We start from the raw sequence: 16,421 nt of genomic DNA, 5'->3' as shown, positions 1-16,421 counted from the left end.
TTAAGAATGGTGCTTCCTGCCATGGTAGTTACAACGCTCAATTCTCTGGTCAAAACTTGGAACAAAACGGTGCTGCTGTTGGTACTGCTAACACCGTAGTTAACCAAGCTAGCCAAGCTGCTCTACAAAACGCTACCGAGATTGCTAACGGTTACCACAACTGCTACTAAGTTCTACTGGAGCAGAAGGGATGATGCTGCACACAGCACATCCCTAAACAACAATACACAATACACAATACACAAGGTCTAAAACAATGTTGAAGAAGTCTTTTGCTTTCGGTTTACTGGCTGCTGGTTTGATGATTGCTCCTGGTGCGGCTCTGGCTGACGTTCAAAGCAGCCAACAAAATGCGACTCAAAATGGAGCTGCCGTCGGTACTGCTAATACTATTGTTAATGATGCTACTCAGACAGCTGTTCAAGGCATTACTAAGATTAAGAATGGTATTTCCTGCCAAGCTACTTTCAACGGTCAAATATCTAATCAGAATCTTTCCCAAAATGGAGCTGCTGTTGGTGTAGTTAATACTGTAGCTAACGTTGGTGGTCAACTGGCTCAGCAAACCGCTACTGAGATTGCTAACGGCATAACCAACTGCAACTAAAGTTAACTGAGTTGGGAAGCGGGATGATCTTATCGGTGCATCTCCCAATCAAAAAATCAAAACTGCCTAAAATCAAGAGGCGTTACCAACCCTGAGGCCAGCAACGCCAAATCTAAATCAACAACATACAACAACACAAGAGGTCAACAAATTATGTTTAGTAAAGTTAAAACTTTTGGTTTCGTAATTACTGCCCTGATTATAGCTCCTTCTGCTGCTTTTGCTCAAGATTTTCAGGGAAATCAGCAAAACATTGATCAAGTTGGTGTTGCAACTGGTCGCGGCAATACAGTTGTTAACAATGCTAATCAGCAGAGCATCCAAAACTCAACGAGCGTAGGTAATGGTTACTGCAAACCAGGTGGTAACGTACAGGTTTCCAACCAAAATATTCAACAAACTGGGGTTGCTATCGGTGAATTTAACACAGTTGTAAATCAAGCCAACCAGCTTTCTGTTCAAGATGCGCTGAAGATAGCTAACGGCTACTGCCGTTAAAATGAGCTGTACAAGCCTAGACAAGCTTAAGTGATGAGGCGTTGTCTATTCTCTAATTCTCTAAGAGTGACAAAACCATTCTATTATTCCAGCAACGCCAACTCAGCTAAGACCAAGGTTAACCGAATTACCTGGTAAAACAAAAAAATCGGTTTTTTCTGATATGTGAGGTATTCACGCCATGCCTGCTAAACTTTCAATTTCCATACTTGCACTCTCTGCGCTGATGGTATTACCTGCCGGAATAGCCACAGCAGGCGACATTGACATTCAAAACGGCAATAGTAGGGTAATAGTCGATACAAACAACGGTATTACGATTAGAAACAATCCCAGATCAACCACAAGTATATATCCTCTCCGCTTGCCTACTTCTGGGGTACGTATCCAAAAAAATGGTGTATACACTGTTCCGACTGTAAAAATTCCTCAAACTGTTGTCGTTCCTCAAGCTGTTAAGGTTCCTCAAAACACACGCAGCTACTGTACCGGCAGAACTTTGACTCAACAAAGTGTTCAAAGATCCGTTAACGGTTCCAATAGTACTTACAGTTCTACAACCACATCTACCTGTAAATAGTTCAAGAGGTTACGATCATCATGAAATTTAAGTTTCTTTCTCTGGGTTTGTTCTCACTAACTGTTGTTTCTCCCCTTTTCGCTCCTTCTTTTACTCGTCCTGCATCAGCATTAGGTTGTGTCATCACTGATGTAGCAGTGCAAGTAGATGTTAGTGGTTCTAAAAAACCAAGTCAGCAAACACATAATCCAAATCAGCAGTTCGGAGAAGATTGTACTGGTAACAGTGTCACCAATACATCTACTCAAGTCAATACTGGCCCTAATTCTGCTCAACAAAATGTAAACAGCAATTCAATTGTGGGTGGAGGTGCTACCAGTAATACTCCTGGTAAAGGAGATGTAGGTGTAAAAGTTCATGTTCCAGTTGATGTATACAACCCAGCTGCTGACCCCAACTTTCTTAATGGTGTTGGTGTTCCCAAGCGATAAAGCTGATCAGCAAGATACAAATCTAAATATTAACTTTTCCGAAGTCTTCTAGTTTAAGAACTTCGGATTAATTAATGTTTTGACTCAGGTCTAAACTGGGTTTTTTACGATAGTTTTGAAATGAGCGCGATCGCTCTATTGTTAAAGACCCGGTTTTTTTGCAGGTTCGTTCAGACCCAAGTTTTCTATCAGCATTCAAGCAGGTAGATGAGTTCCATACCTGTTCTAAACCCCATAAAGCTATGAAAAAGCTATTATTTATTGCCTGCTGCTTAGCTTTGATTGCTACCATTTCCGCAGCTTTGGCTCAGAATTTCATTAGCGTCCAAACCTCTTCTGTTCATGTGGACAGCAATAGTGATGATATGAGAAACTCCAGTACTTTTAGTCAGCAGTCTAACTATTCTTCTGGATATCAAACAAGTTCAGTCAGTTTGAGTGCAACTGATCTTCGTCAACCCCATATTTTGCGGATTAGTACTTCTGGTAGTCAATTGAGTGGTGACGTTCTTTTGAATGGCAAAGTCGTGAAACGACTTAGCAGTAGCCAAGTTGAAATTAATCTATCACCTCTACTATCTGCTGGAGAGCATATAGTTGAAATTTCAGGACGCTATGCTCCTGCATCATCTGGAGTTAGTGTAGAACTGAGCGGCCCTGGTATTAGTTCCTCTCAACAAACAAGTGGCAATGGTCTTTTAAATTACACTCTCAACTTAAGTGTACGCTAGTACTGTACGGTAAATAAATATAGCAAGCCTATTGCATAAAGGCAGAAAGCAGAAGAGAATAATGCTGATTACGTTTAGTATTTGGGAGTATTCTTGACTGTTTATTAATTTCTGCCACGCTTTGCTTAGTAAAAAATTACGCAAAAAGATGAAAAAGGGTTTGCTACCGTTGGTATTAAATAATTATTTAAAATTTATTTCTTGTTCTTTATTTATACTGCTTCTAGAAGCTTTAAACCTTTATCCAGCCTATTCCCAAACAGCCAATAGCAATCAATCAGCCACTGTAGGCAATGAATCATCTTTCAATCAAATATTGCAGTCGAGTCCACAGGTTCCTGTAACTAACTCCAATACCTCCTCAAACAACAATAACTCCAATACGATTAATTATCCCAATATTTATCCTCTCAATTATCTTCCCAATGCCTACGTCAATACTGAGAATGACTTTGGTTTTAATCTTTCCGCAGGTGTGAATACTTTAGACGCTTCTAATGTCACAATTTATCTTGGTATTATCTATCAACCAGGACGAACGGAAGACCACAAGGAGAGGATGACCCGTCTACGTAAAGAAACGGAATTACTAGAAGTCCACAAGAAAACAATGGAAGCAAATCTAACTTTGTTGCAAAAGCAAATAGAAGAAGCAACGATTCGATTACAACGCTTACAGCAATCATCTACTCAAAAGTAGTTAAGGAATTATTAAGAGGTACAAGGAAGACAAAGGAAATTTGTAGTTCCCTTAGCTAAGCTTGGTCGCTTGTAGCTGACTTTCTAAGTTTGCCCGTACCCACAATTGTGCTACTGACCAAACGCAATATTTATAAGGAGCTTCCGTAAAATCACTTGGTTTATGGGTAACAACTGCATCTAGTTCTTCATAATTAACACAGCACAGTTCAACAGCAGATTCAAAATCTTGAAGAGGTGAAGTGCGTGCTTGCTGGAGAACGGTCTGATCTACATGACAAATTTTTATTTTTTCTTTTAACCAATCGACTACTACTTCTGCTATTTGGTTATCTCGTAAACGACTGGCATAAGTGTATATTTTTTGCCATCCAATATCTGTAATATACATCTGAATCAATGGATGTACCTTATCTAATAATTTACTAACTTCTTCTCCAAAACCGTTACGATTCATCAAAGCTTCTATTATTAGGTCAGCATCAAATATAATCTTGATCACTTTCAACCCCCGATTGCTCGACCAATGTAGCCGATGGTGAGATTTTTATAGTTAATCCCACTTATTTAGGAATATATTGAGATACAAATTCAAGGCATGGTATTTCCGATTTATGCAAAAGTAGTTGGTTGTTGGTTGTTAGTGGTTGTAGAGAAATGCCATGGCACGTCTCTACATTGGTAAGAGGGAACTCTTAACCGTTAATTCTCAAGAGGAAATAGGTAATTCCTCCCTTCCCTTGTCTCCCTTCCCCGCACTTCCCACGGTTCCCACACTGCGCACACTGCCAAACTACGGTTTGAGGAACAAATAATATAGTTGTCCATTGCTGACGGTGACGCCTGCGCGATCGCCTACTTGTTTACCAGTACCCAAAAAATAATCTACTCTGCTTGCTCCTTTAATAGCACCTCCAGTATCTTGATCGAGAACGTAACGACTCACAATACGACGTTCAATTTTGCCGTTGGTTTCTATAAAGTGAAAATCAGCACAAATTAAGGCTAAAGCAGCGGTAAGCATGAGATATTTATCTGTAGCGATTGAACGCTCAGCCACAAGTGGTAAATTAGACCTATTGCACAAATATTTGAAATAACTCCCCTAGTCCCCCCTAAGGCAGAAAACAATATATTCACTCCCTCCCCTTAGTAAGGGGAGGGTTGGGGTGGAGTTTTGAGGATTCATGCAAGAGGTCTATTAATTTACCGTTTTCACCCGATATTTGTTCATCTAGACAAGACCTATCATCCTGGCAACAAGGAAACAAGGGTTGGTGCAAGGATAACAAAGGTAGTAGTGATGTTTATTTTTCAATCTCAGAAGTCTTGAGGGAAATGGGTAGTTCCCACTTTGTTAGTTTGCATTCTGGTGGACTGAGTTCCCTATAAGTTAAAGATTTTATGGTTACAAAAAAATTAATGGTACGACGGGGAGACTCAGACAGATAGCAACAAGTTTTTTTGCATATTATATTTTGTTGTTTGTTGATTGTTGTTTGATGTTTGGTTTTGAAATTCCAACCAACTAACAACTACCAACCAACAACTACTCGTTCATATTCCGGTAGGTAGCAACTGCTGAAGGTGAAATACGATTCAAGTAGCGGAAAATCCAGTATTTGAAGATAGTATCTAAGATAACTGGAAAGGTAGCAATAAATAAGAAGATAAAATCATGATTGGCTGGTAATCCCCAATGACGTGATACTCCTTCTAAAATTACTTCCCAACCATGAGGAGAGTGAAATCCAACAAAAATGTCTGTAAATAAAATGATGATAAATGCTTTGGCGCTATCACTGAGACCATAAACTATATTATCAAAAAAACCTTTGAGTACAGCGATCTCTCTTTTACTAGTTACTAAAAGAAAAACAAATGCAATTACAGATAAAATATCTGCAAAAACGTTTTTGACAGCATTGGCACTTTCTTGACGAAATTTTCCGGCAATTTCTTCTGCCTTTTCCCTGATCTGAGCTTCTATATTTTCTATGGGAACACTAACATTACTCAGCAGATTTTCAAACTTAATTTTTTCTTCAAATCTCTGTAACTCTAGCAATGCTTGTTCTTCCATTTCTTCATTCAGGAAAATAACTGCTTGTTCAGGGTTTCTAAAATGGTCAATAATTGGTCCAACAACAAAAGCTTTTGATAGCTGATGAGTAAGAATTGGTACAATTATTAACAGTAATATAAATCTAACCGAGATAATAGTTCTTTTTTGAGCAGTACGAAAATTTTGAACAACATTCTGCTCTGCTTGTGGGTCTAATTCTGCTTGCAGACGATTGATAGTATTAAATATAGAACGAGGTAATACACCAGTTGTATCGGTTTTACTCCGTGGTTCTTTATCTAAGTTATTTCTAGAAATATTTTGTGGTTTTGGTTGAAATACAAGAGATTCAACTGGTATATCTATGGGTTTGGAAACACGATCTTGGGGGTCAAGTTCTTCCTCAACAAAGGTGTATTTTGCTACGATTCCATCGATAAATCTCAGCTTGTCTAAAATTACTGAAGGATTGAGAGGCTCGATACCTAATTTTCTAAATGCTTTTTGATTTGAATCACTTAACAAATAACGGCTGGCTTTAAACTCTGTTAGCCGCATCCGAATGATTTTTAATTCTTTTTTCAGATCTGACTCAAAATAATCAATAATACTGCTGCTATATGTAGTTGAATGAGAGTCTATTTTGTTACCATTAAAATGCTCATTTTCTATTTTTTGAATTTTCAGGGCAGCCTCATACGCCTTATTCAATGAACGTTCTGGTGTCCGCAGGTATAATTCGTATGCTGCCAGCAAAAAAGTGTAAATTTTTTGACCGAAACCTGAGTTACTCATCTTAGGCAATCATCCAGCCTGTTTTTGGTATTTTTAACCTTAATTTAACGTACGAGGTATCTTAACAAATTCACATGAAGACATTTGTGTTTTCTCATTCTGTTTGGATTTTTGGTACGAGTCGCAGTGGCAAAACTGCTCGTTTGGTAGAACAGTTCGCTCGCTGGATGCAAGATGAAAATTACGATCAGGAATCATTTTATACTAAAAAAAGTAGAGTCAAAAGTAGCGATCGCTTATCAAAAGCTCTGTATCCTTATCAAAAAGAAGGAACAGTTTTAATTTTGGCTGCTAATGACGATAATCGGCGAGAATTAGCAGATAGAATTGTTACGGCAACTAGAGGACAATATCCAGTACGATGTAAAACTCCTTTGGGTTTTTTTCAGGACGAAGTAATTTTATTTTGGCCTTTATTAGTTCAATATTTAAAGCTAAAGGCACAATTTCCTGTGAGATTGCGTCCAGAAACCGAACAGGAATTGGCAACTAGACTCTGGCGTCCCCGGTTAGATGAGGGGATTTTGCGCCGTGCAGGTACTAGTGAGTACCGTTTGGTACGTCGCATCCTTGACCTATTACAATTGGCAGCTTACAGTGGTACATCGGTAGAAGACATTGGCAGGATTTTAGCAGTAGCCTTAGCACCAGAGGATAATGTCACCAATTTAGAACCAGAATTTTTGTCGGCTTTGCTGCTAGATTGGCGTAACTGGTGTTTGGAACGAGGCTTACTTTCCTACGGAATCATTACAGAACTTTACAATCAATACTTGTTAACCGACTCCAATTACCAGCAAAGACTCAGACAACGCTATCAGGGAATATTGGCCGATGACGTGCAAGATTACCCAGCTGTAACACGTCACTTGTTTGAGTTGCTTTTAGATGATAAGGCAGTAGGAGCCTTTACCTACAATCCTGATGGGGTAGTGCGCCTGGGTTTGGGTGCAGACCCCAATTATATGCAAGAGTTAGCAGCATACTGTCAGCAAGAAACCTTAATTGACTCACCTCACAATAGCTTGGCACAGAAACTGACAACACCAATGCTACAAATCCTCACAGAACCAATGACGCTATTGAGCTTACCGGAAGTAGTGCAATCGATTCAAGCTACATCCCGCGCTCAATTGTTGCGACAAACAGCAGAAGTGATTGTGCAGGCTATTAAACAAGGGGAAGTAGAACCAGATCAAGTAGCAGTAATTGCCCCTGGTTTAGATGCGATCGCTCGCTATACTCTCACAGAAATTCTCACCAAGCAAGGCATTGCAGTAGAATCACTCAACGACCAACGCCCTCTGATTGCTTCCCCCGTCATCCGGGCTTTACTTACTGTTTTGGCTTTAGTGTATCCAGGATTAGGACGTTTGGTGGATCGAGATGCTGTAGCGGAAATGTTGGTGGTGTTGAGTAGAGGAGATGGGGAGAAAGATTTCGCCCCATCAACCCATCAACCAAAAATTGATCCGGTACGTGCTGGTTTAATTGCAGATTACTGTTTTCAACCCCATCCAGAAAATCCGAATTTGTTGCCCGTGACATCATTTGATCGTTGGGATCGACTTGGTTATGCAGCGACTACAGCCTACAGTGAGATTTTAAAGTGGCTAGAGGAACAGCGATCGCAACAGGAATTACGTTTAATCCCTAGTCCCATTTCTTTGTTGGATAGGGCTATTCAGCGCTTTTTGTGGGATGGTAGCAATCTAGCTTACGATCAACTGGCAGCGCTGCGGGAATTACTGGAAACTGCCCAACATTACTGGGAAATTGATACAAGACTGCGGCAGATTCCCCAAGCTGAAGAAGCGGGGAAAAATAAAACATCGCGTCTCACCTCCACTGCATCATCTCCTCAAGCTACAATTGCCGAATTTATTCAATTACTCCAGCGCGGTACGATCACCGCTAATCCTTACCCCATCAGTCCGATGGGGGCAGCAGCTAAGGCTGTAACTTTAGCTACTATCTTCCAATATCGCTCAAGTCGGCGTTCTCATCGCTGGCATTTCTGGTTAGATGCGAGTTCACCACTGTGGGCAAAGGGTGGTGCAGCCACTTTGTTTGGTGCGCCTTTCTTTCTGCAAGAGAGGTTAGGTAAACCTTGGACAGTAGAAGATGAACAATTAGCTGAAGAACAACGGCTACGCAGGATTTTGGCAGATTTGCTCTCCCGTGTGTCCAAGAGAGTTTATTTGTGTCACAGCGATTTAGCCGTGAATGGACAAGAGCAATTAGGCCCGTTGTTACCTTTGGTCAATGCTTGTGTATCGGTGCTTTTTGGTCAGTGACAGTCTAAAGCCAGCAGTCGGATTTGAACCGACGACCTTCCGATTACAAGTCGGATGCACTACCACTGTGCTATGCTGGCATGGCTTTGGTGAGGTGATTACCTCAAGCATCGCACTAATTTCTGATTATACCATAAGCTAATTAACTGTCAACCATGAATATTGTCGCAGATGGGGAGACGCGGGAACCTCGGGACGCGGAGAGTAACAAATGACCAATGACCAATGACTATTGACTTAGTTCTGTTACTCAATTTATCTGTCCAAAGAATGATGAAATTTTCCAAAAATAGTGTCGTTTCTCACTGATGAAATTGATAAACAAATCTAACTATCACAGCCGCCTCAAACTATAGGCTAGATAGAGAAATATTTGGTAGAGTTTTAGAGCGCTACTTCTTGCATGGCAGTGTGCAGAACCGGAAAAATGTAGTTTTTCTTTACAAACGAGAAGCATGGCATTGTTGAGCGGACGAGATTTATTAAGTCTGGCAGACCTCAGTTCCCAGGAAGTTCAAGAACTCCTGCAAATGGCAATCCATTTGAAATCTCAACAGTTAAATTTACGATGTAATAAAGTTTTGGGGCTGTTATTTTCCAAAGCTTCCACTCGCACACGGGTGAGTTTTTCCGTGGCGATGTATCAACTAGGTGGACAGGTAATAGATTTAAATCCAAATGTGACGCAAGTGAGTCGTGGTGAACCTGTGCAAGATACTGCTAGGGTTTTGGATAGATATTTGGATATTTTAGCAATTCGCACTTTTGCACAGCAGGAATTAGATATTTTTGCCCATTATGCCAAAATTCCTGTTATTAATGCTTTGACTGACTTGGAACATCCATGTCAGGTTTTAGCAGATTTATTAACAATTCAAGAGTGTTTTGGCAGTTTATCTGGGCTAACCTTGACTTATGTCGGTGACGGTAATAATGTCGCCAATTCTTTAATGCTAGGTTGTGCTTTGGTAGGGATGAATGTGAGAGTTGCCACACCAAATGGATTTGAACCAAATGCAACAATTATTGAAAAAGCACGAGCGATCGCTAATAATAAAACTCAAGTAATTCTCACCAACGATCCTGAAACAGCAACCAAAGGAGCCCATGTACTTTACACCGATGTTTGGGCAAGTATGGGCCAAGAATCAGAAGCAGATGACCGTCTGCCCATTTTTCAACCCTACCAAATCAACGAGCAGCTATTGAGTCTTGCCGATCCACAAGCGATCGTTTTACACTGCTTACCAGCCCATCGTGGCGAAGAAATTACTAATGCAGTGATTGAAGGTTCACAATCAAGAGTTTGGGATCAAGCGGAAAATCGTATGCACGTACAAAAAGCTTTGCTTGCTAGTATTTTAGGAGCAGAGTCAGAATAAATGATGAACTGTGAATAGGAAATGATAAAGTTTAAGTAAAAATACTGTCTCCTAATTTCATAATTTATAATTAATAATTCATAACTGTGACATAGGGGGGTTTTTTGTAGTACTAATGTTCTAAGGAACATTTATTTTTACCTCCCTACAAATTTATGGAAAGACTAACGGAAGCGCAACAAGAACTTTACGATTGGTTAGCAGAATTTATCCGAGAACATCAGCATTCTCCTTCGATTCGACAGATGATGGAAGCGATGAATTTAAAATCGCCAGCACCAATTCAAAGTCGTTTAGAACATCTGCGCGCCAAAGGATACATTGAATGGAGTGAAGGTAAGGCAAGAACAATTAGAATTTTACATCCATTAAAGCAAGGTGTACCGATTTTAGGCACAATTGCTGCTGGCGGTTTAATAGAACCCTTCACCGATGCTGTCGAACATTTCGACTTTTCAAATATGCCTTTACCACCCCAAACCTATGCTTTGCGGGTAGCAGGGGACAGCATGATCGAAGATTCAATTGTTGATGGAGATTTGGTTTTTTTGCGTCCCGTACCAGAACCAGACCAACTTAAAAATGGCACAATTATCGCTGCTAGAGTAGACGGATACGGTACGACATTAAAACGATTTTACAGAAACGGCGATCGCATTATTCTCAAACCTGCCAATCCTAAATACAACCCCATCGAAGTACCAGCCATGCAGGTACAAGTACAAGGTTCCCTTGTTGGTATCTGGCGTATTTATAGTTAAAGGAAAAGGGAAAACTTGATGGTGGGAGATTGGGAGAAAGATTTCACCCCATCGCCCCACCACCCCACCTCCTAATCCCCAATCCCCAATCCCCCATCAATGTATCTGACACAGCAAAAAGTCCGCTCAATACCCAGTTTTTCAACCACAGTTAGTAAACCTTCGGGAAACTATCGCCTGAAATTACCATTTGCAGGTGAAAGTAAGGGTAATTATCAAACTCAGCCATCATTACCAGGATGTCCGCAAATGCCAGCATCTTTGCAATTGCGGCAATATCAGCGTCAAGCCATCAATAACTGGTTTGCCAACAACGGCAGAGGTACACTAAAAATGGCAACGGGTAGTGGTAAAACAATTACTGCACTTGCTGTTGCTTGCGAGTTATATAAACAAATTCACTTACAAGCATTATTGGTAGTGTGTCCTTACCGTCATCTTGTCACTCAATGGGCAAGAGAATGTGAAAAATTCAATTTGCAACCCATTTTGGCTTTTGAGAATTTACGCAGTTGGCAGAGTCAACTGTCTAGTCAACTCTACAACGTACATTCTGGATCACAACCATTTATCACAGTAATTACCACCAATTCCACCTTAATTGGTGATGGTTTCCAATCTCAACTGAAATATTTTCCCGAGAAAACTTTAATTATTGGTGATGAAGCCCATAATTTAGGCGCGCCTAAATTGGAAGAAAGTTTGCCACGTCGTGTAGGTTTGCGCTTAGCTTTATCTGCAACACCAGAAAGATATTTTGACGAAACTGGGACTCAATCTATTTTTAATTATTTTGGTTCGGTTCTCCAACCAGAATTTAGTTTAAAAGATGCTATTCATCAAGGTGCTTTAGTACATTATCTTTATTATCCAATTTTAGTCGAATTAACTGAAGCAGAAAGCCGTGCCTATGCAAAAATTACCCAAAAAATCGGTAAGGCTTTACTATACAAGGAAAAACAAATTGGAGAATCAAATTATTTTGAAGATATTGAAGATTTAAAACCATTATTAATGCAAAGAGCCAGATTAATTGGTGCAGCAGCAAATAAACTAAAAGCGTTGCGTGAATTAATGGCAACTCGTCGTGAAACAAGTCACACGCTTTTTTATTGTGGTGATGGTTCTCAAGAAGTAGGACGGGGTTATAATTTACATCAACTTAAAGAAGTCGCCAAAATATTAGGAGTAGAATTAGGTTACAGAATTAATACCTACACTGCCCAGACTTCTTTAGAAGAAAGAGAGATTTTACGCCGCCAATTTGAAAGTGGTGAATTACAAGGTTTAGTAGCAATTCGCTGTTTAGACGAAGGTGTAGATATTCCTGCAATTCAAACAGCTGTAATTTTGGCAAGTTCTGGTAATCCTCGGCAATTTATCCAGAGACGTGGACGAGTTTTGCGTCCTCATCCAGGCAAAGAAAGGGCGACAATTTTTGACATGATAGTTTTACCACCAGATTTAGACAGAAAAACTTTAGAAGTAGAACGCAATTTATTAAGAAAAGAATTACGGCGCTTTGTAGAGTTTGCTGATTTAGCAGACAATGCTGGTGAAGCAAGAATTAAGTTGCTTGATTTGCAAAAGCGATATGGGTTATTGGATGTTTGAAGGAAGAGATGGGGAGGTAGGGAGGTGGGAGTGTGTAGACTCGCCCTGCATGGCTTAAGGTAAGGGTGGGGTGTGAGGAGTGGTAAGTAACCAAGCAACTACTAACCACTAACTACTAACCAACAACCAACAACCAACAACGACTAACAATGATGTAAAAGAGACAGTACCTCTACGGATGCGATCGCAATCTTATCCGTGATTAAAATATAAAAAATTACATTCTTATCTAAATAAGCAAGTAATGAATCATCAGCCCAACATAGATGATGTTCAAGAACCAATAGTAACTGCTCCTCCAGAAGTACGGCAAATCATCGAACAAGTATGGCAATTAGAAAAAAGCAGGTTAGATAAAAAAAGTAACAGCCATATCAATGATGATATTTTAAGGATTGTGAAGGATGCTGTGCGATGAAGCTCATTTCCATTAAGCTGTTTAACTTTCGCTCCTTCTATGGAAAAACCCCAGAAATTATATTTGCTCATGGAGATATTCGCAACACGACAGTAATTCATGGTAATAACGGCGCAGGTAAAACTAATTTTTTGAACGCATTTACTTGGGTATTGTACGAGAAATTTAGTGCTGCTTTTGCCTCAGCAGAACAGTTAGTAAATAAGCGGGCGATCGCTGAAGCAAAAATTGGGCAACCTGTAGAATGTTGGGTAGAAATTGTCTGGGAGCATGATAATAAACGCTATCGCATTAAACGTGCTTGTCGGGTTTACAAAAATGAAAGTTACTTTGAACCCGGAAAAACAGAATTGAGTATGTGGGTAGGCAGAGATGATGGTTCTTGGTATTTTGTCCCACCCAATCAAAACTTAGAAGATATTATTAATCAAATTTTACCTAGTAGCTTACACCAGTATTTCTTCTTTGATGGAGAGCGTATAGAACATATTGTCCGTTCTGATAAAAAGGCTGAAATTGCTGAAGCTACAAAAATTTTGTTGGGAGTTGAAGTAATTAATCGCTCTATTAGACATTTGAGCGAAGCTAAAAAAACGCTAGAAAATGAGTTAAAAATTATTGGTGATTCCGAAACTAAACAGCTTCTCAAAAAACAAGCCAAAATTGAGCAAGAAATTGAGCGAATTAACAAACGGCAAACGGAGATTAAGCAAGAATTAGAATATCAACAAACTATTAAAAAAGAAACTAATAATCGTTTGCGAGAACTCAGTGCCGCCAAAGAATTACAAGAAAGACGACATGATTTAGAATCACAAAAATCTTTAAATCAAGAAGAACTGAAAAAAAAGTGGAATGCGCTGAAAAAAACGATTTCCACACGTGGTTATACAGTCTTTCTTTCAGAGACTACAGTTCAATTTCGAGACATCATTGCAGATTTCAAGCAACGAGGTGAATTAACCTCTGGAATCTCGCGGGAATTTATACATAATTTACTTGATTCTCAACGTTGCATTTGTGGTACTCCCTTACATGAAGGAACCCATGGACACACAAATATTAAAAGCTTGTTAGAAAAAGCAGGCTCATCAATATTAGAAGAAACTGCTATTCGGATGAATGCTCAAGTTGATGAAATTGATAAACAAGCAACAGGATTTTGGGAAGAAGTTGATCGAGAACAAGCAGAAATTAATCAGTTACGACAAAGCATATCTCAAATTGAAGCAGATTTAGATAACATCCAAGAAAGGTTGCGAAAAGATCCTAGTGAAGAAATTCGCAACTTACAAAAACGCTTGGATGAGATAGAAGAAAAAATTACTGATTTAACCTTAGAACAAGGTGCAAATCAACAGCAAATAGCCAACAATAAAACCGAAATTGAAAGCTTAAATAAACAAATTACTAGACAAAAATTTAATGAAGAACGCCAAGCACTAGCACAACGCCGAATTGTTGCTACCCAAGATGCAATTGATAGATTAAATTTAGTCAAAGCACGCCAAGAAAAACAATTTCGCTTGCAACTCGAAAAGCGAGTCCAAGAAATATTTAGCGAAATCTCATTTACGCCTTACATTCCTAAAATCAGCGACAAATACGAACTGATGCTAATAGAAAAGACAGCGGGTACAGAAGCACCAGTCGCTGCTTCCACTGGCGAAAATCAAATTCTCAGTTTATCTTTTATTGGCGGAATTATAGATAGGGTAAGGGAGTGGAGTCAAAGAAAAATGTTAATGGTTCCAGATACTAGCACCTTACCAATAGTAATGGATTCACCTTTTGGTAGTTTGGATGTAATTAATCGCCGCCAGATTGCGAAGATAATTCCTAAATTAGCAAATCAATTAGTTGTGTTAGTAACTAAAACCCAATGGCGAGGTGAAGTAGAAGCAGAAATAGCTGAGAGAATTGGTAGAGAATATATCTTAGTTTACTATTCTTCTAAACCTGATTGTGAACAAGATTATATAGAGTTAGGAGGAGAAAAATATCCTCTTGTTAAACAAAGCCCCAATGAATTTGAGTATACAGAAGTGATTGAGGTGATTGGTAACAGTGTTGCATCACCCTGAACTAAACAACAGGTATATGATATTTTTAAACGCAGAGGAACGCTAAGTCAACGCAGAGGAACGCAGAGTTTTGCTAAAGAGAAGTCGATATGAATTATGAATTAAGTAAATGTAAATCTGTGTTCATCGCCTTGCACGGTGTTCGATTTTTAAAATTTAAGACTCACGCTTTGCTAGTTGTTGGAAAAATAGCTGAATAGCCAAAGCTACTAAACCAATAGCAACAATGGCAAATACTCCAGAACCCAAAGCAGCTATACCCAAAACTAAAGTACGCACAGCAGAGGAAATTCTCAGCACAATTACATTATTAGAATGAAGTGGCTTGGCAGCAAAACTAGTAGCGATCGCACTCATCAGAGAATAAGCAGCAAATGCCAAAGCCCCGGAAATCACAGCGCCGATTAAACTACGTAAGGGGGTGGCTTTAGCTTGCGTTTGAGTCTCTTCTGGTTCACTCATAAAAATTACCCGACTGATAACTGTTAAGATGCTATCTTAATGCCGTGTGTGACAAACTCAGTCACAAACAATTCTAAATCTTCATCAGGTATTGCTTCCCTGAGACGCTGCTTAACTTGTTCTGCTTGCTGCTTTGATTGGCACAGTGCAAACACACTCGGTCCAGAACCAGACATCATTGTACCTAAAACATTCTCCTGACTAGCAAATATCTCACGTAGTTGCATAACTTGCGGATAAGCTGGTAGTACTACCTTTTCTAGATCATTGTGCAATCTCTCGGCGATTTCTTTGACATCTTGATGCAAAATCGCTTTCACCATACCCCCAGAATGTACGGCATCAGCACGCGCAGCCAAACTTTCTTTATCCTTGATATACGAACTACCAAATGAGGCGCGGTAGGCTTTATAAGCCCAAGCAGTCGATACTTCTAAACTACGGTACTTTGCCAATACTATATATATATTGTTTAAACCAGCTAGAGTAGAAAGTTGCTCACCTCTACCTGTAGCGATCGCAGTACCACCAGCTACACAAAACGGTACATCGGAACCTAAAATCGCTCCCAGTTCTTCTAATTCCGATTGAGTGAGTCCTAAGTTCCATAACAAGTCTATACCTACCAAAACCGCTGCTGCATTTGTTGAACCTCCAGCCAACCCAGCAGCAACAGGAATACGTTTGGTAATCGTGATATCTACACCACCATACTTAGCATAAGCATCAGGAAATTCTGCTGCCATGAGTTCAGCAGCACGGTATGCTAAATTACTTTTATCTGTCGGTACTTGCGGATGATTGCAGCGAACGCGAAGGTTGTCAGTGCTACCTGCATGGATCTCAATTTGATCAGCAAGGCTAATACTTTGCAGTATCATTGCTAACTCGTGGTAACCGTCAGGGCGATCGCCTATGATTTCCAAATATAAGTTGATTTTTGCAGGAGCAATCAGGGTGTAAGAACGCATTTTTGGATATGGGGAGATGGAAAGAG

At 39.7% G+C, this 16,421-nt stretch carries 16 protein-coding genes, 1 tRNA gene and 1 pseudogene; 12 read left to right on the top strand and 6 right to left on the bottom strand.

The annotated features are described in order from the left end of the window. Window positions 1-256 precede the first annotated feature (256 nt). From NIES592_RS12920 to NIES592_RS12895, 6 genes are all read left to right on the top strand, one after another. Window positions 257-607 (top strand): hypothetical protein, encoded by a 351-nt coding sequence (locus NIES592_RS12920; RefSeq protein WP_009454547.1) that lies wholly within the window; start codon window positions 257-259, stop codon window positions 605-607. A gap of 153 nt (window positions 608-760) precedes the next feature. Then, on the top strand, window positions 761-1,105 hold the full coding sequence (locus NIES592_RS12915) for a hypothetical protein (RefSeq protein WP_062250631.1): 345 nt from the start codon (window positions 761-763) through the stop codon (window positions 1,103-1,105). Window positions 1,106-1,286: 181 nt separating this feature from the next. Continuing rightward, entirely contained in the window at window positions 1,287-1,685 is a 399-nt protein-coding gene (locus NIES592_RS12910) for a hypothetical protein (protein ID WP_062247361.1), read from the top strand. A gap of 20 nt (window positions 1,686-1,705) precedes the next feature. Further along, the gene (locus NIES592_RS12905; protein WP_062247363.1) at window positions 1,706-2,116 is read left to right on the top strand and encodes a hypothetical protein; all 411 of its coding nucleotides are present in this window, start codon (window positions 1,706-1,708) and stop codon (window positions 2,114-2,116) included. A gap of 242 nt (window positions 2,117-2,358) precedes the next feature. Continuing rightward, window positions 2,359-2,847: a hypothetical protein gene (locus NIES592_RS12900; protein WP_073555953.1), complete on the top strand. Its 489-nt coding sequence runs from the start codon at window positions 2,359-2,361 to the stop codon at window positions 2,845-2,847. Window positions 2,848-2,995: 148 nt separating this feature from the next. Continuing rightward, window positions 2,996-3,547, top strand: coding sequence for a hypothetical protein (locus NIES592_RS12895; protein ID WP_073555952.1), 552 nt, complete (start codon window positions 2,996-2,998; stop codon window positions 3,545-3,547). A 51-nt stretch (window positions 3,548-3,598) separates the two neighbouring features. On the opposite strand, the gene NIES592_RS12890 is transcribed toward NIES592_RS12895, so the two are convergent. From NIES592_RS12890 to NIES592_RS12880, 3 genes and pseudogenes are all read right to left on the bottom strand, one after another. Then, on the bottom strand, window positions 3,599-4,048 hold the full coding sequence (locus NIES592_RS12890; RefSeq protein ID WP_073555951.1) for a PIN domain-containing protein: 450 nt from the start codon (window positions 4,046-4,048) through the stop codon (window positions 3,599-3,601). Window positions 4,049-4,339: 291 nt separating this feature from the next. After that, window positions 4,340-4,618: pseudogene (locus tag NIES592_RS12885) on the bottom strand (3D domain-containing protein); the annotation flags it as partial. A gap of 477 nt (window positions 4,619-5,095) precedes the next feature. Next, a complete protein-coding gene (locus NIES592_RS12880; protein ID WP_073555950.1) occupies window positions 5,096-6,406 on the bottom strand; it encodes a proton extrusion protein PcxA in 1,311 nt (436 codons plus the stop codon). Window positions 6,407-6,480: 74 nt separating this feature from the next. Between NIES592_RS12880 and NIES592_RS12875 the strand changes: the two genes are divergently transcribed. Continuing rightward, the gene (locus tag NIES592_RS12875) at window positions 6,481-8,703 is read left to right on the top strand and encodes a hypothetical protein (RefSeq protein ID WP_073555949.1); all 2,223 of its coding nucleotides are present in this window, start codon (window positions 6,481-6,483) and stop codon (window positions 8,701-8,703) included. Window positions 8,704-8,711: 8 nt separating this feature from the next. Here the strand turns inward: NIES592_RS12875 and NIES592_RS12870 are convergent. Next, a tRNA-Thr gene (locus tag NIES592_RS12870) sits at window positions 8,712-8,783 on the bottom strand. Between the two features lie 375 nt (window positions 8,784-9,158). Between NIES592_RS12870 and argF the strand changes: the two genes are divergently transcribed. The 5 genes from argF (at window position 9,159) to NIES592_RS12850 (ending at window position 14,962) form a co-directional block, all read left to right on the top strand. After that, window positions 9,159-10,085, top strand: a complete 927-nt coding sequence (argF, locus tag NIES592_RS12865) for an ornithine carbamoyltransferase (protein ID WP_062247375.1) — start codon at window positions 9,159-9,161, stop codon at window positions 10,083-10,085. Window positions 10,086-10,240: 155 nt separating this feature from the next. After that, window positions 10,241-10,846, top strand: coding sequence for a transcriptional repressor LexA (gene lexA / locus NIES592_RS12860; protein ID WP_062247377.1), 606 nt, complete (start codon window positions 10,241-10,243; stop codon window positions 10,844-10,846). Between the two features lie 99 nt (window positions 10,847-10,945). After that, window positions 10,946-12,460: a DNA phosphorothioation system restriction enzyme gene (locus tag NIES592_RS12855; protein ID WP_073555948.1), complete on the top strand. Its 1,515-nt coding sequence runs from the start codon at window positions 10,946-10,948 to the stop codon at window positions 12,458-12,460. Window positions 12,461-12,704: 244 nt separating this feature from the next. Further along, on the top strand, window positions 12,705-12,878 hold the full coding sequence (locus NIES592_RS25180) for a hypothetical protein (protein ID WP_009454522.1): 174 nt from the start codon (window positions 12,705-12,707) through the stop codon (window positions 12,876-12,878). Further along, window positions 12,875-14,962 carry an AAA family ATPase gene (locus tag NIES592_RS12850; protein WP_073555947.1) on the top strand — a complete coding sequence of 696 codons (2,088 nt, stop codon included), beginning with the start codon at window positions 12,875-12,877 and terminating at the stop codon, window positions 14,960-14,962. The genes NIES592_RS25180 and NIES592_RS12850 overlap by 4 nt, the downstream gene beginning before the upstream one ends. Window positions 14,963-15,118: 156 nt before the next feature. On the opposite strand, the gene NIES592_RS12845 is transcribed toward NIES592_RS12850, so the two are convergent. Together NIES592_RS12845 and ispE are read right to left on the bottom strand one after the other, a co-directional pair. After that, a complete protein-coding gene (locus NIES592_RS12845) occupies window positions 15,119-15,424 on the bottom strand; it encodes a DUF3082 domain-containing protein (protein WP_062247383.1) in 306 nt (101 codons plus the stop codon). Between the two features lie 23 nt (window positions 15,425-15,447). Then, the gene (gene ispE, locus NIES592_RS12840; protein ID WP_073555946.1) at window positions 15,448-16,395 is read right to left on the bottom strand and encodes a 4-(cytidine 5'-diphospho)-2-C-methyl-D-erythritol kinase; all 948 of its coding nucleotides are present in this window, start codon (window positions 16,393-16,395) and stop codon (window positions 15,448-15,450) included. Window positions 16,396-16,421: the final 26 nt, after the last annotated feature.

The sequence above is a fragment of the Fischerella major NIES-592 genome, from assembly GCF_001904645.1.
Classification (GTDB): Bacteria; Cyanobacteriota; Cyanobacteriia; order Cyanobacteriales; family Nostocaceae; genus Fischerella; species Fischerella thermalis.
The sequence above is the reverse complement of the archived record's forward strand: the minus strand, read 5'-3'. Positions and strand labels throughout refer to the sequence as shown.